The 18175-nt window shown below is 64.3% G+C and carries 15 protein-coding genes; 3 read left to right on the top strand and 12 right to left on the bottom strand.

Annotation, left to right across the window (positions count from 1 at the left end; translation table 11 throughout):
• Positions 1–19: 19 nt before the first annotated feature.
• Positions 20–1000: a hypothetical protein gene (locus tag KA354_19520; GenBank protein ID MBP7936837.1), complete on the bottom strand. Its 981-nt coding sequence runs from the start codon at positions 998–1000 to the stop codon at positions 20–22.
• Between the two features lie 3 nt (positions 1001–1003).
• Positions 1004–3136, bottom strand: a complete 2133-nt coding sequence (locus KA354_19515; protein ID MBP7936836.1) for a UvrD-helicase domain-containing protein — start codon at positions 3134–3136, stop codon at positions 1004–1006.
• A gap of 786 nt (positions 3137–3922) precedes the next feature.
• Here KA354_19515 and acpS point away from each other — a divergent pair.
• Complete coding sequence (gene acpS, locus KA354_19510) at positions 3923–4327, top strand: holo-ACP synthase (GenBank protein MBP7936835.1); 405 nt, start codon at positions 3923–3925, stop codon at positions 4325–4327.
• Between the two features lie 69 nt (positions 4328–4396).
• On the top strand, positions 4397–5236 hold the full coding sequence (locus KA354_19505; protein ID MBP7936834.1) for an ABC transporter substrate-binding protein: 840 nt from the start codon (positions 4397–4399) through the stop codon (positions 5234–5236).
• 171 nt (positions 5237–5407) lie between these two features.
• Here KA354_19505 and KA354_19500 read toward each other — a convergent pair whose 3' ends face one another.
• Together KA354_19500 and KA354_19495 are read right to left on the bottom strand one after the other, a co-directional pair.
• Entirely contained in the window at positions 5408–6247 is an 840-nt protein-coding gene (locus KA354_19500; GenBank protein MBP7936833.1) for a sugar phosphate isomerase/epimerase, read from the bottom strand.
• Positions 6248–6294: 47 nt separating this feature from the next.
• On the bottom strand, positions 6295–8481 hold the full coding sequence (locus KA354_19495; GenBank protein MBP7936832.1) for a PQQ-binding-like beta-propeller repeat protein: 2187 nt from the start codon (positions 8479–8481) through the stop codon (positions 6295–6297).
• Between the two features lie 159 nt (positions 8482–8640).
• Between KA354_19495 and KA354_19490 the strand changes: the two genes are divergently transcribed.
• Positions 8641–9636, top strand: coding sequence for an N-acetylmuramoyl-L-alanine amidase (locus KA354_19490; protein MBP7936831.1), 996 nt, complete (start codon positions 8641–8643; stop codon positions 9634–9636).
• A gap of 185 nt (positions 9637–9821) precedes the next feature.
• Here KA354_19490 and KA354_19485 read toward each other — a convergent pair whose 3' ends face one another.
• From KA354_19485 to dnaJ, 8 genes are all read right to left on the bottom strand, one after another.
• Positions 9822–11693 carry an RDD family protein gene (locus tag KA354_19485; GenBank protein ID MBP7936830.1) on the bottom strand — a complete coding sequence of 624 codons (1872 nt, stop codon included), beginning with the start codon at positions 11691–11693 and terminating at the stop codon, positions 9822–9824.
• 35 nt (positions 11694–11728) lie between these two features.
• The gene (locus KA354_19480) at positions 11729–12652 is read right to left on the bottom strand and encodes a hypothetical protein (GenBank protein MBP7936829.1); all 924 of its coding nucleotides are present in this window, start codon (positions 12650–12652) and stop codon (positions 11729–11731) included.
• Positions 12639–13328, bottom strand: coding sequence for a hypothetical protein (locus KA354_19475; GenBank protein MBP7936828.1), 690 nt, complete (start codon positions 13326–13328; stop codon positions 12639–12641). Before KA354_19475 ends, KA354_19480 begins: the two co-directional genes overlap by 14 nt.
• 139 nt (positions 13329–13467) lie before the next feature.
• The gene (locus KA354_19470) at positions 13468–15396 is read right to left on the bottom strand and encodes a hypothetical protein (GenBank protein MBP7936827.1); all 1929 of its coding nucleotides are present in this window, start codon (positions 15394–15396) and stop codon (positions 13468–13470) included.
• Positions 15397–15606: 210 nt separating this feature from the next.
• Positions 15607–15810, bottom strand: coding sequence for a DNA gyrase inhibitor YacG (gene yacG / locus KA354_19465; GenBank protein ID MBP7936826.1), 204 nt, complete (start codon positions 15808–15810; stop codon positions 15607–15609).
• A 33-nt stretch (positions 15811–15843) separates the two neighbouring features.
• On the bottom strand, positions 15844–16179 hold the full coding sequence (locus KA354_19460; protein ID MBP7936825.1) for a zinc ribbon domain-containing protein: 336 nt from the start codon (positions 16177–16179) through the stop codon (positions 15844–15846).
• Positions 16180–16189: 10 nt separating this feature from the next.
• The gene (grpE, locus tag KA354_19455; protein MBP7936824.1) at positions 16190–16822 is read right to left on the bottom strand and encodes a nucleotide exchange factor GrpE; all 633 of its coding nucleotides are present in this window, start codon (positions 16820–16822) and stop codon (positions 16190–16192) included.
• A gap of 6 nt (positions 16823–16828) precedes the next feature.
• The gene (gene dnaJ, locus KA354_19450; GenBank protein MBP7936823.1) at positions 16829–17983 is read right to left on the bottom strand and encodes a molecular chaperone DnaJ; all 1155 of its coding nucleotides are present in this window, start codon (positions 17981–17983) and stop codon (positions 16829–16831) included.
• Positions 17984–18175 lie beyond the last annotated feature (192 nt).

Genomic DNA, 18175 nt, shown 5'->3' with positions numbered 1-18175 from the left:
CCGACTGGTACCGCCAGCTTTACGCCGAGAGCCTCGTCAGTATCCGGCCCAACGGCGGCACGTGCGCCGGGAGAACGCACTGGCCGGCGTTGGGCCGGATCTTGCCCAGGCTCTGGGCGTAAAGCTGGCGGTACCAGTCGGCCAAATCCTTGAGCTGCTGGCTGTAGGACATCATGACGTGCATGGGTTTGCCGCGCTGCTCGTAAAGATAGTGAATCATGGCGATCCGGGCGGCGATGTTCTCGGCCGGGTGGGTATCACTGACCGGTTCATCCATCGAAGCGGCCCCGGCCAAGAGGGCTTCAATGTCGATGCCGCACATGGCCGCGGAAAACAGCCCCACCGGCGAGAGCACGCTGAATCGCCCGCCGACGCCGTCAGGAACGGTCAATGACCGGTATTTCTCCCGTTCTACAATCGAGCGCATCGTGCCTTGGGCGGCGTCGGTCGTCACCACGATCCGCTCACGAGCGGCCTTCTCGCCAAGGGCCTTGATCAGCCGGTCGCGAACGATGAGAAACTGGGCCGACGTCTCAGCCGTCTCACCCGACTTGCTGATCACGTTGACCAGGGTGCGCGACCAATCCCAACCGGCATACTGGAATACCGCCTCGCAAGCTATGGGGTCGACGTTGTCGAGCACAAACAGCCGGGGACCGCGACGCCGGTCGTCGGGCAGCAGGTTGTAGATCGGCGAGTTGAGGGCGGTCTGCAGGGCAATGTTGCCTAGGGCCGACCCGCCGATGCCCAGCACGAGCATGTTGTCCGTGCTGGGGCGGTAGTCGGTGACGAGCGCCTTGATCTCCTCCACCTGAAGCCTGAGCTGCGGCAAATCGCGAAAACGATGCTTGCCATGCTTGCGCTCGGAGGCAATCTCCTTCAGGATGGTCCGCACCTGCGGTTCCAGGTCGGTCAGATCCGCCCGGGTCAGGCGATGGTCGCCAAGACGGTCGTCCAGAACATACGGAGTGTCCAACCGCAAAGCCTCTTTCATGTTCATGATCTAGTCCGCTTCTTCTTCCACCAGTTCCAGGTTCGCGTATTCCAACACCAGTGTCTTCTCGCCGAACGACGTAAACTTTACCCCGGCATACGTCTGGCGGTTGCGGGGCTGGATCCAGAGCAGCCGGCCAATGCCGTACCGCGCCGACCGAACCAGTTGCCCCTTGCGCCACGCCAGATAGTCGACCGACGACGCCGGCATGTCCGGCTCTTCGTCCTCCCCAGCCCCGGCACCAGAGATGTCGATCCGCAGCTTCTCGATCCCGCGCTTGGGCAGTTCGTGGAGAAACTGGGACTTCGCCCGGCGCTCACTCATCCCCCGAAAATCACGCCACCTGGCGTGGGTCAGGGTCAGGCGGCGCCTGGCCCGGGTCATGCCCACAAAGCACAGGCGGCGTTCCTCCTCCAGCTCAAACAAGTCCATCGCACTACGTTCATGAGGCAGCAGACCCTGCTCCAGGCCGGTCAGGAACACCGTGTCAAACTCCAGCCCCTTGGCGGCGTGCAGGGTCATCATGGTTACCGCCCCGCTCTCCTCGTCGATCGCGTCCACGTCGCTCACCAGGCTGATCCCCTGAAGCCAGTCGGTCAGCGAGCCGCTGCCGTCGAGATGCTGCTGGTCGTACTCGGCCGCCGCGTTGATCAGTTCCTCGACGTTGGCCAGGGCATCATTGTCCTCGCCCTTGTCCCACATCGCAATCAGGCCACTGTTCCGAACCACGAACTCCACGGCATCCTTGAGCAAACCGTGACGGACAGTCGTCGCCAGGTCGCTCATCAACACGGCAAACGACTTCAGGTGCCGTTCGGCACGGGAGACGCCGGGCACCTGATCGGGCTTGGCCAGAACCTCAAGCACGGTCTGGCCAGTGCGGGTAGCCGCCGCCACCAGATGGTCAACCGTGGTCTTGCCGATACCCCGAGTAGGCACGTTGATGATTCGCAGGAGCGACACCTGGTCACGCGGGTTGGCTGCCACCCGCAGATAGGCCAGGACGTCCTTGATTTCCCTCCGCTGGTAGAATGCCACCCCGCGGGCAATCTGGTAGGGTATCTGTGCACCGCGCAGGGCCATCTCCAGGTTGCGCGAGAGCGCGTTGATACGGTAGAAAATGGCCACATCGCCGAACCGCCCGCCTTCCTCAACGTGCCGACGGATCTCCCTGGCAATGAAGCCGGCTTCGGCATGCTGGTCTTCGCACTCGCCCACGCGGACCGCCGGACCATCGGCGTTCTCCGTCCACAGGGCCTTCTCCTTACGCTTGTGGTTGTTCGCGATGAGCGCGTCCGCGGCGGCGAGGATCCGCGGTGTCGAGCGGTAGTTCTGCTCCAGCCGGACGACCGTCGCGTTGGGGAAGTCTCCCTCGAACTGCAGGATGTTGTGGATGTCAGCCCCGCGCCAACTGTAGATCGATTGGTCGGGGTCACCGGTCACGCACAGGTTCGCGCCCTTGAGGGCCAAACCCCGGGCGATCAGATACTGGGCACGGTTGGTATCCTGGTACTCGTCCACCAGCACGTACCGATAGCGGTCCTCAAGCTGGTCGCGGAGGTCGGGGTGCTCGCTCAGCAGGCGGGCTGCCCTGATCAGCAGATCGTCGAAATCCAGGGCGTTCTGCTCGGCCAGGATCTGGTCGTACCCAACGTAAAGGTCGGCAAACACCTCGTCGCGGAATCCACGCGCGTTGACCCGCATCTCGTCAGCGGTCACCATGTCGTTCTTGGCCCGACTGATGATGCTTAGGATGCCGGCGGCCGGGTAGTGGTCCGTGGAGAGGTTGGCCCGACCGATGGCGTCCTTCATGGCGGCCGTCTGGTCGGCAGTGTCGAAGATGGTGAAGTTCGGCTGGAGCCCCGCCCGATCGTGGTACATCCGCAAAAGCCGGGCGCAGAGCGAGTGAAACGTCGAGCAGGTCATCCCCGCCCCGACCCCAAGCCGGTCAAGCCGCGAGGCCATTTCGTTGGCCGCCTTGTTGGTGAAGGTGATGGCCAAAAGGTGATACGCATCCGTGGCGGTCTGGGCAAGGTAAGCCGCCCGGTGAGTAATCACCCGGGTCTTGCCGCTGCCGGGCCCGGCCAGGACCAGGAGCGGTCCGTTACCGTGAGTCACGGCCCGCCGCTGTGGCTCGGTCAATCCTTCCAGTAGCTCGTCCGGCGACACGCAAACCCCGCCATTTCATGACCTTGTGGAGATTCCAACGTCGTGACGGCCGGCCGTCTACGCCGTCCGGATTCCTGCACCGCGGCCGTGCGCAACCCTGACGCGACCGGTCTGCATGATAGTGGATCAAACGCCCTCCGCAAGCCCGCCAGCTCCACGCGGACGGAAATCCAGGCCAGACTTGGGGTCGGCGTCATTCGTCGTTCCTTCAGCCAAACTAAACAACTGATGCCCGCCACCGCACCGCTCCACCACCCCGCTCCAAGAAGGCGAAGGATTACGCCGCCCCAATTCTCCGACCATCCGCGGGACACACGAGGTGTTCTTGAGTAGGTCATTGTCGGAACCTTCCGGCTGCGCCAATGGCTTCGTTTGGCGCCCCGCAATCCGGGAGAACGACCGGGCAAAAGCCCCTGGCAGGGCTGAAAACGCGGTTCAGCAGCCGCGACAATGGGTTCGTTTGAGAAACCCATTCAGCCATCAGCGCCTGGCTTGCCCGGCCCAACGCTGACGCCCGGACGCTCACAGCTCACCGACAACTGCCGCCGTTTGAAAAGTGAAGAGCCCTCAGGAAGGACAGCGAGCCTTCTTCCCGACCGCCGTCGCGGGAAACCCTAGCTGATGACTGCAAGAGGGACGCCGTATCTCGATCATCACACCATGACCCTCAACCATGTGTCCCCTCCGAAATGGGCTTGGATCGGGCGACCGCGGCCGCTACCTGACAGGCAACCAGCGTCAGGTTAGACTAGGGCGGCCATGACGATCGTCGCCCAAGGTATCGACCTGGTGGAATGCGAGCGGATCCAGGGGATCTGGCAGCGGTACGGAGACCGGTTTCTCGACCGCCTGCTCACCCCCGCCGAAACCAGGTATGTTCATCAATATAAGAACGCGGTGCCCTCCGTGGCCGGGCGATTCGCCGCCAAGGAAGCCATCCTCAAGGTGCTCGGCACCGGCTGGCGCGGTAAGATCGCCTGGCGGGATATGGAGATCCTCAACGACCGTGCCGGCCAGCCGCAGGTCACGCTGACCGGCGAATGCGGACGTGTGGCCGCCGGACTGGGAATCGTCCGCATCCTGGTCTCCATCACCCACACCGAACACTACGCGGCCGCAACGGCCATCGGAATCCGAGAAAAGGAAGGATGCGACGGCTCATGACCAAAGGCGACAAAACCACGTTGAGGCTGTCCCGTGCCGACCGCTGATCGCTGACTGCTGCCTAATACCATGCGGAACCATGAATTACTTCTCGGCCACAGTCCCGACCCGGATGACGCGTTCATGTTCTACGGGCTCGCCAAGGGCCTCGTCGATGCCGGACGGTGGCGGTTCGAGCACATTCTGCAGGATATCCAGACCCTCAACGAGCGCGCCTTGCGCGGCGAACTGCATGTCACCGCGATCAGTATTCATGCGTATCCCTACGTGGCGGGCCAATATGCCCTGCTCAACTGCGGCTCGAGCATGGGTGACGGGTACGGTCCCATGCTTGTGGCCCGCCAACCGGGCGACTGGCAAACGCTCAAGGGCAAGCGCATCGCGGTGCCCGGCACCATGACCACCGCGTTCCTCGCCCTCAATCTACTCCTGGGCAAGGGCCGCTTCGAATACGAACTGGTCGTGTTCGACCAGATCCTCGACCACGTGGCTGCCGGTAAGGCCGACGCGGGACTGGTCATCCACGAGGGCCAGCTCACCTACCCAAACCAGAAGCTGCACTGCCTGGTGGATCTGGGCGTCTGGTGGCAGGAGCAGACCGGCTATCCACTGCCGCTCGGCGGCAACGTCATCCGCCGCGACCTGGGCGGACCGGCCATGCGGGAAATCGCGACCATCCTGAAGAACAGCATCCAGTACTCACTCGACCATCGCCGCGAGGCCGTCGATCACGCTCTGCAATACGCCCGCGACATGGGTCACGATCTCGCCGACCGGTTCGTGGGTATGTATGTCAACGCCTGGACGCTCGACTACGGCGACCGCGGTCGGGCGGCAATCCGCGAGCTACTCTCCCGCGGCCACCAAGCCGGCCTCGTCCCCGACACCGGGCCCATCGAGTTCATCTGACCGCCCTCTCGAAAGAACCGTGGAGCCAACGTCCCGCCCCTGAATCTGTAGAGTCTCGAACCAGACAGCCAAAACGACCAAGCAGGCGGGCCCCGTCCTCGAACGACACCCGCCTGCCTTCGATGCTGTCGCGCCCCCGCTGCTTCTCCCGGTATCCCGCCTCCGCAGGGACTAGTTCACGTACTTGCGGAGGAACTTGAGGCCGCGGGTGGCCAGGTCATCGCCGCTCCTGGCCAGCGGACGCCAGATACTCGCGGCCCGGGCAAGTTCCTTGATGGCCGGCAGGAAGCTCTCGATGTTGATCCAACCATCGTACTTGAGAGCCTTGAGCGTCTTGAAGGTCTCATCCCAGGGCACGTGGCCGGTGCCCGGGACACCGCGATCGTTCTCCGAGGCGTGCACGTGCTTGAGCCACGTGGAGCCGATAGCCTTGAGGGCTGCAACCGGATCGCGCTCCTCAATATTGGCGTGGAAGGTGTCGTAGTGCACCCCGACGTAGTCGCTGCCGATCTCCTTGCACAGCTTGGTCGCGTCGGCCTGGGTATTGAGGAAGTAGGTCTCGAACCGGTTGATCGCCTCGATGCCGATGGGCAGATCGAGATCCTCCGCCACCTTGGCAACCTGCTTGAGACACTTGACCGCATTCTTCCACTCGGCGGCATTCGGGCCGCGATCGGTGAGATAGCCGACCGGCGAGTACAACGGGCCGGCCACCGATTCCATGCCGACTGCCTTGCTGACCTTGAGCACCTTGGTGACGTGGTCTACGGCCTTCTTGCGATCGGCCGTCCGCGAGCTGATGAACGAACCGGTCACCAGCACGGTGCACACCGTGCCGCCCAGGCCGTTTCCTTCCAGAGCCTTCTTGGTACCCTTTATGTCCACCTGGGCAGCGTCGAACATCGGGAACTCGACGCCATCGAAGCCCAGCTTCCCCACCTTATCGACGAGTTTGACGTCCTTGGGCGTGTAGCATCCGGTCCAGAGCATCAGGTTCACACCAATTCGCATCGTCGTTCTCCTTGAATCAACTCATGGAACTTCCGTTTCAATCACCGCTATCGTGGCTTGACCGGCGCAACACGGACCAGTGTACCGTCCATGCCGATCACGATCGCTCGTCCCTGGTCATCGACCGCCACCGGGGCCATCACGTAAGTGCCGGGCGTGGCCTGATACTCCCAGAGCAGCCGGCCGGTCGCGCCATCATGAGCCCGGAGCACGCCAACATTGGAGCATGCGTAGACCACGCCGCCCACCTCCGTCGGCGGGCAGGGAAAACGGCCCATCGGCACCGATTCAGTCCACACTTGCTTACCCGCCCCGTCGTATCGGGTCAATCCCTTGGCCAGCCCGCGAGCGTAGAAACCCTTGCCGTCCTCGGTGGGTCCGATGGCGGCCACATCCTCGGCGATGTCTCCCAAGTACTTGCCGTCCAGCAAGTAGCTGCCGAGCTGGTAAGCCCGGTCGGTGAAGAACACCCGGTCGCCGACAACAATGCCGGGGCAATCGGCCGGGCTGTAGTATCGATTCTTCTGCTTGGGATGGTTCTGGCCCGCCGGGCCAATCGCCTTCCACTTGAGCACGCCGGTGGCGGCGTCGACCGCGTAAACATGACCATCCCAGGCACCAAAGTAGAGCACGCCGCCATGGAGCCTCAGCGGCATCTCAATACTGAACACCGCCAGCGGCTTAGACCATCTCACCTCCCCGCCTTGGCGATCGATCGCGGTCACACCACCTTCCAGATCTCCGACGTACACCACGCCGCCCTCAACGACCGGCGTCCCAAGGGCGCAGCCCTTGACCGGTGTCTTCCACAGGTGCTTGCCGGCCAGACTCACGGCATGGACCATCCGGTCGGATGCGCCGAAGTACAGCACGCCATCCGCCAGAGCCGGCTCGTGCAAGATCGACGATTTGCCGTCAAAGACGATCCGCGGACCACCTGCCGGATCCCCCGCGCGGACGGCCACGATTCGTCCATCGGTGCCCGCGACAATGACCTCGTCGCCGACGGCAAGCGGCCGGGCCTTGCTGCCGGAGTCAAGCTGGATTCGGCACTCACCCACAGGCGAATCGGACGGCGCATAGACAAACGACGCCAGGCGATCCAGCTTGAGAGCACCGGCCGTGACCTGGAGGTGTACGACGTGGGCCCCGGGCAGCAGGTCACCCACCGCCAACCTGGCCCGGAAAACGGATTCCGCCGGTACCAGCGGAACGGCTTGCGTGTGGTTATTATTGAGAGCGGCAGTCAGTCGGAGTTCTCCGCCCACCGGCGCACGCGCGCAGATATCGATTGCCGGGCCGGTGATGAGAGTCTGCGGTCCGGGATCCACGATCTCAACCGATGGGAGTCTCGGAGCCGCAAGGGATTTCTCCACCAGCGTCTGCATCGGTTTGGCCGCATCCTTGAACCTGTATGCCACGCGGAGCACGCCGTCGGTCACCGCCACGATCCCATAGCCGGTGTTGGGGCCGTAGGTCGATCCGCCCATCACGCAGTCGATCGGACCGAGCTTCTCGTGACGGACGCCGTGCCCGTGGCCCATGAGCAGCAAAACGACGTTGTGCCCGCTCAGCGCTTCCTGCAGCCGCACGGGATCCTGCGGCTGGGGAAACTCCGTCGTGGAGGGCGGATGATGGCAGAACACGATCACCGGCATATGGGCAGACACCGGCTTGAGGTCCTTGGCCAACCAGGCAACCGTTCGCTGATCGATGCACGGCAGCGGCTCCTGGGGCGTGGCTGTCTCGATGCACACGAAATGGCATCCGAACTCGTCGAAGGAGTAATGATCGTAGCCATAGGCCTTGGCGATGATCGGCATGATGCCCGCCCAGGTGTAGTCATGGTTGCCGGCGGTGAGGTAGATGGGCAGCTTCACCGCGGCGAAGTACCGCTCGACGACGTCCCAAGTCCCCGCGATGGCCCCGTACTCGCAGATGTCACCGGTGGCCAGCACAAAAGCGGGCGGCGGGGTGGTGATTCCCTGAGCGGTGAGCACCTGCGGTCTGACGGCCTGCTCGGCGAACCAGGCCAATCCTTCCGCGCTGAGATCCGGCTCCGCCACGTTGCGAGCCCCTGCCGGCCGAGGCGAAACGTGGATATCGCTGATCTGCAGAAAAGCGAAATCCGCAACCGCCGCGCCGACCGTGGCCGTCGGCGTCCAAGCCCACCCCATGGACACCATGACCGCCAGGACGAACCCCTGTCGGCCCCACTTGAGCAGACTGGTCATGACCGAGATCCTCCCCGAATGAACGACGACTTCGGGCCCATCATAGGCGGCGGCCTCCCCAATCACAAGTCGCCCGACTTGCGATCACGGCCCCGAGCGGTTGAAATACAACCGGCGCGCCCGAAAGAGACCGTGGGTTTGGCGCCGAGGAGGCTGACCATGCGTCTAGGACTGAGTCACGGTGTCGGTATCGCAGGGATGACGCTTCTGCTCACCGCGGCCACCGGCTGCATCCGTCCCGGCGACCACCTCAACCGTCACGGCGACGAGATCGTGGTCTGCGGCCAGCTCTTCCACGCCGGTACCCCGGTGGTGCTGTGGCTGGATCCCGGCGGCTATGATGCCTACGAAGCCCATCGCCATTTCGAGCCGGACAAGATCATGCCCACCAACCCGGTCGACAAGGACAGCCCCAGCCGCTTCGGCGACCGGCGAAACCTGCCCGCCGAACTCCAGGCCAAGGTCGCCAGGGAGGGCTGGACGCTGGCCAATCTCCAGGAGCAGGTCGACCAGTTCGTGTTCCATTACGACGTCTGTGGAACCTCTCGAAGGTGTTTTCAGGTTCTACAGGACATGCGCGGGCTCTCCGTGCACTTCCTGCTCGACCTGGACGGAACGCTCTACCAGACGCTCGACCTGAAGGAGCGGGCATGGCATGCCGGCACGGCCAATGACCGGAGCGTCGGCGTCGAGATCGCCAACATCGGGGCCTACGGGGAGAAGTCCAAGACCACGCTCGACAAATGGTACAGCCTCGGCGCCGACGGCTGGCCGGTGGCAACCTTCCCGCCCGAGGTCAAGGAGACCGGCATTCGCACGCCAAGCTTCGTCGGCAGGCCCGCTCGCAAGGAACTGCTCAAGGGCACGATCAACGGCCGCGAGGTCTGGCAATACGACTATACACCCGAGCAGTACGCGGCCCTCATCAAGCTGGTCGCGACCATGCGCCGCATCTTTCCCAAGATGACCCTCGACGCGCCGCGGAATCCGGACGGCAGCATTCGGATGGACGTGTTCACCAACGAGGAGCAGGCCGCGTTTTCCGGATTCATGGGTCACTGGCATGAATCCAAGGGCAAGGTCGATCCCGGCCCGGCCTTCGACTGGGAGGGAGTGTTTCGCGGGGCCCGTCGGGAACTGCTCTGGCCAGGCTGACTGGCGGGCAGGTGACCGTCGACCAGGCGAGCAGGCCGGTCAAACCGATCAGCCGGCACCGGTGATCCTGGCCCGACGTCGTCCGCCAGGTGGCGCTCTCCGCCCCGGCAGCGACGTCGATCGGCCGGGCGATCGCCAGGGGGGAGGATTCTGCTCTCCGGCCGACGGGCTCGGCCCCGCGATCGTCATCCCTCGTCCTCGCGATCCTGTTCGGGAGGTTCGAGGCTCTCGTACTGCTGATCGACGACGATGGTGCGAGCGAGCAGATCGCCCAACCGCTGGCGGTTGCGGGTGAAGAAGATGACCAGCATGAAAGGCCAGATCTGGAGAGTCGGCTCCAGCTCGATCAGCTTGGTGATATTGCGGATCACCACCTGGACGCCGTTCGGGCTTCCGAGGTCTTCAGTCAGCAGGCGGCAGCTGAGCAGTTTCTTGCCCGGCGTACCCTGCATGATGATCTCGCAGGCGATGCAGTAGCCCACGTAGAGGAGGCGGAACCACACCCAGGCCCATACCAGGGAGTCCGGAGTGACCAGGGCTTCGAGGGTATCGTGCTGGCCCGCGACGTAGGCCGCCGAGGCGGCCCACAATTGCCTCAGGTGCGGGAAAAGGTCCTCTCGCCAGAACACGGCCACGACGACCGCCGCAGGGATCATGTCGATGGCCGCGGCCAGGGCCCGCTTCCCGGGTCCGGCCACCAGGGTGCCCACCGGCAAGGGCACCGGCACGGCCAGGCTTTCCTGCCTCCGCCAGAAAACCAGGGCGAGCAGGGCCACAACGACCATGGTGGCCATGAGGTCATACAGGCCGCGGCGGGCAGCAGTGGCCGGATTCGCCGCGGCCAAGGGTACTCTCCTGAAGGCCGAACTCGGCGGCCCGCCTGCAGTAGGCGAGAAGAAAGCCACCTCGGCTTCCTGCTCAACCGGGCGAACGACGGCCAGCTGATCCCGGCTGCCGCTCACCGTCGAGCCGGGTGGCAACCGCAGCTCGCCGGGCTTGCTTTCAGGAACCTTAGAACTCCTTTCACCACCTTCGGATTTCACCTCGGCAGGTTCTGACAGCGCGGGCAACGGAGTCCAACCACCCGTGCCGTCAGCGGACGGCTGCCACAACCAACCCCGGCACACCAGGCGGTCGGTTCCCTCGCCCGCAGCGACCATCGCTTCAAAGACCAGCCGGCGGTTGATCACCAGGGCCGTGCCGTTCACGATCGTCTGTCCGAGCGAGAGGGTGGGTCCCTGAATCCATCGCGGCACACCCGACCGCGAGCGATCCTGCTCACAGTAGGCGGAGTGAATCACGCGGTCGCTGGTCCGCCGCTGCCACAGGAGGTAGAACCGATCCTCGACCAGTGTCAGCCACACCCGCTCGCTGGTGGGACACTGCGGCGTCGCCGCGAAGCCGGGCCGCCACTCAGTGCCGTCATACTGGACCAGGTGGTAGAAGGCCTCACTGCTCTTCTCTCGAGTCGGTGCGGAATCCGCCAGCGGCGGAGAAAGCGACTCGTGATCCGGTTGTTCCGCCGCCCGGGAAGTCGCCCCACCTTGATCCCGCATCCATCCGGTTTCCACCGCGGCGGCGGTTTCGGCGGTCACCAGGGCCCAGAGGCGCGGGGCTCGGGCCGCGGACTCACCCGCCACCGCGGCCGGCATCACCGGACCCGGCAACGGACGCTCCCGGTCAGCCTCGGAGAACTGTTGCGATCGTCCTGAAGTGCCGCTCCACTCGATGCTGTAGTGAGCGCCGTCGGCCCTGAACACCGCATCTCTGCCGTAGAACACGTGAAGGCGTTTGCCCGCCACCGCCCACCGATCGATGCGACCTCGCTGCGGCGCTAGATTGCTCACCGAGCGGATGGGGGTCACGAGTTCATCCAGCAAGGCGAAGCGATAGACGTAGGTTCTGTCCTGTGAGTCCCACTGACCGACGGCCAGCCAGAGGACACGGTCATTGCCCGCCGCGATAAGCTTCGTTGCGGGAGTCTTCTCCGCGCCGGAGGCTCCGACGGCCATGCCCAGAAGTGCCGAAAGGGCGCATGCGGCAGCAAGCCGATCCATGCGTGAAGGAACCGATGGCAGCACAGGCAAAGGCATCAGGACGACTCAGCCTCTTCAGGAGCAGGGGTAGCGGCCGGCGCCGGCGCGGGCCGACGGGGCAGCACGCGAGGACCATCCACCCTGACTTCCCGCCCCAAATCGTAGCCGAGCTGGCGCGGCGAACGGAACCGCTTCTCGGCGGCGGCGTTATCGAACCGCTTGGTGTTGTCGAACTTGAGCTCAAGCCAGCCACGATCGGGCAGCCAGTCCATCCGGATCTTGTGCGGGGCCATCACGATGCCACCACCCTCGACCTTGCGGTAGTCCGACAGTTTGGCCTGCATCCACGGCCGTCCATTTGAGCGGAAGAACACCACGGAGCGTACCAAGAAAGGCTCGTTGCGGTCCAGGTCGATCGTCTTGGTGATGTAGAGCTGATCGTCCTCGCCGCGATCCATGAAGATCAGCTCGCAATGCTGCGGGCCGACCCAGAAAAGCGGGCCCTGGGGGCCGGTGGTATCCTCGGGCAAGCCGCCGAAACCGAGCACCTCGACGAGCAGATCGGGGCGGAGGGGGATATCGGTGTCCGCGTCGTCAGGCATATACTCATGCATGCCCCACGAGTATCGTGGAGAATCCACCTTCTCCCAAAACCAGAACTCCTGTTCGTTAGAGCCGGCCTCGATACTGCCGCCGATGTGCTCCAGCTTGAGGTACAGACTCATGGGCTTGCGATAGAGCAGCGTACCGGTGAGGTGGAAGCTCTCGCGATGACCCTCGCGCAGGAACTCGCCCGTGGCGGAGACGCCGCCGGCCCGCAGCAGGAAGTCCATCGCGTCGGCATTCTCATTGACCCGAGCGATGACCGTGGCCTTGGGAGCATCCGGGGCCAGGGTGGGGCGCATGACCTCGCGTGGGGGGCACCCAGCGATGCCTCCGGCCAGGAGCAGGATTCCGCCGACCAGCCTATGTGCGCGCAACGGGGTCCTCGCTTTCAGGAGCGACGTCGGTCTCGGCATCGAGCGACGTGGCCGGTTCATCCGGGCGATCTGCACCACCGGCAGCCGCTTTCGGACCGGGGACCGAGCCCTCACCGGCGACAACCGGCAGCGCGCCGTTCGAGTCCGCCGGCCCAAGTTCCTCCTCGTTGACCAACGATTCAATCATCATGGCATCGCCGCTCAGAATCGCGGTCAACTGGGCGCTGAGCCGCTCGATCTGCTCGTCGCTGAGCCGCGGATTGAGCACCAGATGCTCACTCTGATCGGCCACCAGGCGGAGACGCCAGGACTCCCGGTCGCCTTCTCGCACCGTGCCGTCGAGCTTGAGAATCCGCTTGCGCATCAGGAGCAGCGCGAGCACGAAGCGGAACTGCTGACGCAGCTCCGACTTGTGGTCCTCGAGCCGACAGAAGAAGCTGGTCAGGAGGGCATGATCGACAACCACCGTGCTGGGCTTTCGATGCCGAGGCGGCACCTTGGCCCGCCAGTAGCAGAAATGCCCTTCCGGCGGGCCAGTCCAGGCATCGGAGGCGAAATCCCGCCGCTCGAATCCCTCATTCGTCTCGAACAGCACCGCGTAGTACACCTCGCCTTCGGCCAATTCACGTGCCGTTGCCGTGCACCTGCCGCTCCCCCTGGCGATTTCATAATCCATTGCCAATCGTCACCCCATCAAATCCACAGCCGGTCCCCCCGGCGGCGGGATCGAACCTGGTCAAACCCAATCGAGTTTCCCCCAGTTGCCGGTCTCGCGTCCTGAAGCCCGACTCCGCACCCGCCGGTCACCGGCCCAGCTAAGGCAGCGGTGAGGCGGGCGGTTCCGAGGCAGGCGGCTTCGGTTCCGTCGATGTCGACGGACCTGGCGTTCCGGTCGACTCCACCGAGCTCGGGACCGGTCCGCTTGACGGTTCCGCGACGGATCCCCCGGTTGCGGTGCTCGCGCACCCGCTCGCCGATGGCTGGCCACCCTCTTCGCCCTCCTCCACAAACACGTCGTCGATATCCGTGGCATCCACGTGCCGGCGTAACAGGAAGTAGATCACCGTCGAGCCGGACATGAAGAACGAGACCATGAAAGCGAACAGCAAGGCCACGACCAGGAGCATCCACATGTGGAACATCCAGGCCATGCCCGATTCCATCAAACCATCGGCGCCTAATGGCATCCGGGCCGGTGCCAGATTGGCGAAGGTTGGCGCAGGCCAGATCACATCCACTTTCTGGGCCCAGGCCGCGCCGGCCGCTGAGCGATCGCCAGCTCCGTCGGCACCGCAGAACTGCAGGAGGCCCGCGAACACGCCCATACCCATCCCGACAAATGCCCTGGCCAGCCGAAGGGCCAGGAAGAGGAAGAACCTGACAAACAGATAGCAGATCGCCCCGTAAACAGCCGCGATCACGGCGTAGAAGGCCGCGTGCCAAGGCCGAGTGAAGATGTAACTGTAGCTGCGGCTCATGGCATCGAAGCCATCCGAGCCCTCGGCCGCGATCGTTGGCCACATCAGCCCGCCGCCGGCCACCGCTCCGATCGCCAGAAGGGCCATGAGGCCGCCGCCCACCAGGGCCAAGCCAGCGATGATGCCGCCGATGAACTCGCCGATCCAAGGAATGAAGCCGAACGCGCCGCCCAGCAAGTGGACCAAGCCGATCGCGACGATGAAGACAATCGGGACCAGCGGAGCGGACACGAATCCGAGCAGCTTTCGCCAGGCAAAGCACAAGGCTGCCTTGGGCGAGATCTGCTCATCGCGAGCGAGATCCAGGGCCGCCATCCGACTCAAGGCGCCGCCGAACAGCGACCAGATCACCAGGGCAGGAATCCAGAACAGGAAGAAGTACAGGGTGTGCTCCAACCACATCCACTGAACGCCGCGCAAGGCGAGAATCACACACGGGAGGACGCCATAGCCCGCCGGAACGGCACCGACCTCGCCACGGGCCAACACCTGGTCATCGAGGACCCCTGTGAAGAAGCCGCCAGCGGTCGGCTCTCGAGGTCGGTCGGCGGCGTTCAGGGCGAGGTCGAATGCGGCGTTGGCCATTCCTGGCACCACGTCCCGGTACGCCGGACCACTCGATCCGGACCCGCGTGGCGACAAGGCTGCTTGCAGACCGCCGGTGAAGTTGAGCGTCCGAGCGGCGTACATCAACTGCCGCCCGACCTGGCACTCGTAGCTTGCGAAACCGCAGAACACGCCGCGAGGCCGCAGGTTTCTCACTTGAGCATAGGCAGTCACCAAGGGTTTGGTCTTCTCGGCGGTTCGTTCCCGCTTCTGCTGTTGGGTCAGGTTCTTCTCCTTGCCCAGCTGATCGGCCAAGTCGTCGACCGTCTTCTTGTGCCTGGCCTTGATGTCCTTGAGGACATCGCTGATCACTTTGGACGGCTGCCGGGCGAATTCCTCTTCGAGCTTGACCGGCAGGGTTGCGCCAACCTCGTTGCAGACGCGGCGAAGGGCCTGGACGGTCGCCTTGCGGTTCCCTTCTCGCCACTGATCAAGCGATGCGACCTGACTGAATGCCCCGACTTCGTTTCTCAACGGCTGATGCTTGGATGACCACAGGCCGTCCAGGATCCCGCCCCACAGGCAGGTGAGCAGGACCGCGGCCAGGGCCATCGCCAGCTTGCCGGGAGACTTGGCCATCCCGAAGGTGCGGAAGATCCGGGTGAACGGGAAACACTCCGACCAGTTGATTCGGCGAAGCTCGTTGACTTGTTCAGACATGAAAGCATCCTCCCATGCATGCCGCCAAAGAAATCGCCCGTCATTGACCGGCCGCATTATAAGCCGCGGCCATGGCGAGGCCAATACGTAGGGGGCAGGCACAAAGGGGGCGGCGGCGGAGAGGCCTGGAAGGGACGTCGACCAGACGGAGAAACGCCAACGGGACCAGTCCCGGCGGGTTGCCGCCGGCCGATGGCTGATCGTCGGGTATTACTCCTTCTGGGCCTGGGCTCTGTCCTGCGGTGGATGGCGATGCCCGTCGGGCACTTCCTCGCTGATGCGGTATTCCTCGTTCAGCCACTTGCCGAGGTCGATCAGCTTGCAGCGCTGGCCGCAGAACGGACGATAGGGTACTTCCTCGAGCGAGGAGTAGCGAATCTGTCGCTGACAGATGGGACATTGCAGCGTAGGCATAACCAGCCACCCTCCCGGTCGATCTCCGGCCGGCTACTTGTCATCCGGTTTCTTCGATGGCTTGGATTCAGGCGTCGGCGTGGACTTTGACTCGGTAGTCGCCTTTGCCCCGGAACCACCGGACTCGCCCTTGCTTTTGCCGGCCGAGGAATCCGACTCCGATTTCGCCGCCTTTTCGTACCCCTCGCTGCGGTAATCGGTGCAGTAAAAGCCGGAGCCCTTGAAGAGGATGCCCGCTCCTGTGCCGATCATTCGCCGGGCTGTTTGGCGGCCGCACTGAGGGCATTTGCGGATCGGTTTAGCGGTGATTGACTGGAACAGTTCCCAGGCATGCTCGCAGGACGAACAGGTGTAATCATAGGTCGGCATGTATTCTCCCCTATTCCGGGGCCTTGGAGACGATCACCTTGGCGGGCCGCAGCACCCGCTCGAGAAGGCGATAGCCTTTCGCAAGCTCCTTCAGTACCGTCTTGTCGGGACAATCCGCGGAGGGTTGTTGCACCATGGCCTGGTGTACCATGGGATCGAACGGCAGCCCTTCCGCCTCGATGCGTTCGACCTGATGTTCGGCCAGTACCTTGAGCAGGTCTTGAAGTGTCATCCTGACGCCGTCCAGAATGGCGTCGGTATTGTCCTTGTGGGTTTGCCCCGCCTCCAGGACTCGCTCGAGGTTGTCGATGGTGGGCAGCAGTGACTTGGCGAAGCTGGCGTTGGCGTAGCGGAGGGCCTCCGCCCGGTCCTTCTCCGAGCGGCGCTGGTAGTTGGCCAGTTCGGCCTTGGACCGCAGGTACTTGTCCTTCCACTGCTCGACTTCGGATTGAGGGCCCGCCTGGGCGAGTTCTTCCTCACCCGCAGGCGGCGGTGTCGCGGCGTCCACCGCCCCCGTCGCGGCGGCGGCCGGCTCGGGAGTGGTGTGCGCGGGGGCAGTCTGCGGTCCGGCGTCGAGCTTGCCCGCATAGGCCTTCAGCTCGTCCTCGCTGGGAATCACGATCTTGCTGTCCTTCTTACCCATGGCCGATCAGTCACCCTTCTGTTCACGATTCTCCTTACCACTTGAGAAGAAGTCGGCCAGCTTGTCGAAGAAGCCCTTTGACTCCGGGAGCACCGACTGGTCTTCGCTGGCGGCGTATTGGCGGAGCAGCTCTTCCTGGCGTTTGTTGAGTGTCTTGGGCACCTCGATCCAGACCTGAACGATCTCGTCGCCGGGTCGCCGTCCGCGCAGGCTGGGCAAGCCCTTGCCCGCCAGCCGGAACAGCTGGCCGTGCTGTGTCCCCGGCGGGATTCGCAGCTCGATCCGCCCGTCGAGCGAAGGGACCTCGACCTTGGCTCCCAGGGCGGCCTGTGGGAAGCTGATTGGCACGCGGCAGACCAAGTCGTCGCCTCGTCGCTCGAAGAACGGGTGCTGCTCCTGGCGGACGTACACGTGCAGGTTGCCCCGGCCGCCCGACTCCCCTGGTTCGCCTTCGCCGGCCACGCGGACACCCTGGCCATCCTGGATTCCGGCCGGGATCTGAACCGCGAGCACCCGGTGTTTCCGCTCCCGGCCGCTCCCACGGCAGCGGCGACACGGGGTCGCGATGACCATCCCCCGCCCGCGGCAGGCCGGACATGCGGTCACGACCCGCCCGAACAAGGCCCCAAAACCGGTGGACTGCTCCACCTGCCCGTATCCGCCGCAGGTCGGGCAGTTTCGTTTCGGCGAGCCTGGCTCCGAGCCGCTGCCACTGCAATGCTCGCAGACGTCGTGCCGCTCGAACTCGATGGTTTTTTCCGTCCCCTGGGCGATTTCCTCCAGCGTCAAGCTGACCTGGAGTTCGAGGTCGACCCCGCCCCTTCGCTCGGAGCCGCCGCCGAAGATCGAGCCGCCGAAGATGTCGTTGAACATGGAGAAGATGTCATCGACACCCATTCCGCTGAAGTCATGGACGGCCTGGCGGTCGAGCCCCTGGTGGCCATAGCGGTCATAGCGTTGGCGTTTCTCTGGATCGGAGAGGACCTCGTAGGCTTCGGCCGCCTCTTTGAACTTGCACTCGGCCTGGGGGTCCTCGCGGTTGCGGTCGGGGTGGTATTTGAGTGCCGCCTGTCGGTAGGCCTTCTTGACCTGGTCGGGGCTGGCGTCTCGTGCCACCCCGAGGACCTCGTAGTAATCGCGTTTTTCGGCCACCGACGACATCTCAACAACCATGCCCTGATCTGGAACGGCCCCTGCTCCGGGGCGCAGGAGTCAGAGCCCGGAGCGCGAAGGACGGCAGCTGGTCTCGGTCTTTTCGATCCGTCCGTCGTCTGCGTTCGGGGCTCTGCAGGAGCCCGAGCATACCAATGCCGAGCATCCAGTCGGCGGCGAGCCGACTGGGGCAGGGCCTGA

The organism is Phycisphaerae bacterium, assembly GCA_018003015.1.
In the GTDB taxonomy this organism is placed as follows: domain Bacteria; phylum Planctomycetota; class Phycisphaerae; order UBA1845; family PWPN01; genus JAGNEZ01.
This window is presented reverse-complemented; position numbering and strand designations above follow the sequence as displayed.

Excerpts from the sequence above, each read along its gene's own strand:
- KA354_19520 (MBP7936837.1), bottom strand. The coding sequence starts at position 1,000 with ATGAACATGAAAGAGGCTTTGCGGTTGGACACTCCGTATGTTCTGGAC.
- acpS (MBP7936835.1), top strand. The coding sequence starts at position 3,923 with ATGACGATCGTCGCCCAAGGTATCGACCTGGTGGAATGCGAGCGGATC.
- KA354_19505 (MBP7936834.1), top strand. The coding sequence starts at position 4,397 with ATGCGGAACCATGAATTACTTCTCGGCCACAGTCCCGACCCGGATGAC.
- KA354_19500 (MBP7936833.1), bottom strand. The coding sequence starts at position 6,247 with ATGCGAATTGGTGTGAACCTGATGCTCTGGACCGGATGCTACACGCCC.
- KA354_19495 (MBP7936832.1), bottom strand. The coding sequence starts at position 8,481 with ATGACCAGTCTGCTCAAGTGGGGCCGACAGGGGTTCGTCCTGGCGGTC.
- KA354_19490 (MBP7936831.1), top strand. The coding sequence starts at position 8,641 with ATGCGTCTAGGACTGAGTCACGGTGTCGGTATCGCAGGGATGACGCTT.
- KA354_19485 (MBP7936830.1), bottom strand. The coding sequence starts at position 11,693 with ATGGATCGGCTTGCTGCCGCATGCGCCCTTTCGGCACTTCTGGGCATG.
- KA354_19475 (MBP7936828.1), bottom strand. The coding sequence starts at position 13,328 with ATGGATTATGAAATCGCCAGGGGGAGCGGCAGGTGCACGGCAACGGCA.
- KA354_19470 (MBP7936827.1), bottom strand. The coding sequence starts at position 15,396 with ATGTCTGAACAAGTCAACGAGCTTCGCCGAATCAACTGGTCGGAGTGT.
- yacG (MBP7936826.1), bottom strand. The coding sequence starts at position 15,810 with ATGCCTACGCTGCAATGTCCCATCTGTCAGCGACAGATTCGCTACTCC.
- KA354_19460 (MBP7936825.1), bottom strand. The coding sequence starts at position 16,179 with ATGCCGACCTATGATTACACCTGTTCGTCCTGCGAGCATGCCTGGGAA.
- grpE (MBP7936824.1), bottom strand. The coding sequence starts at position 16,822 with ATGGGTAAGAAGGACAGCAAGATCGTGATTCCCAGCGAGGACGAGCTG.
- dnaJ (MBP7936823.1), bottom strand. The coding sequence starts at position 17,983 with ATGTCGTCGGTGGCCGAAAAACGCGATTACTACGAGGTCCTCGGGGTG.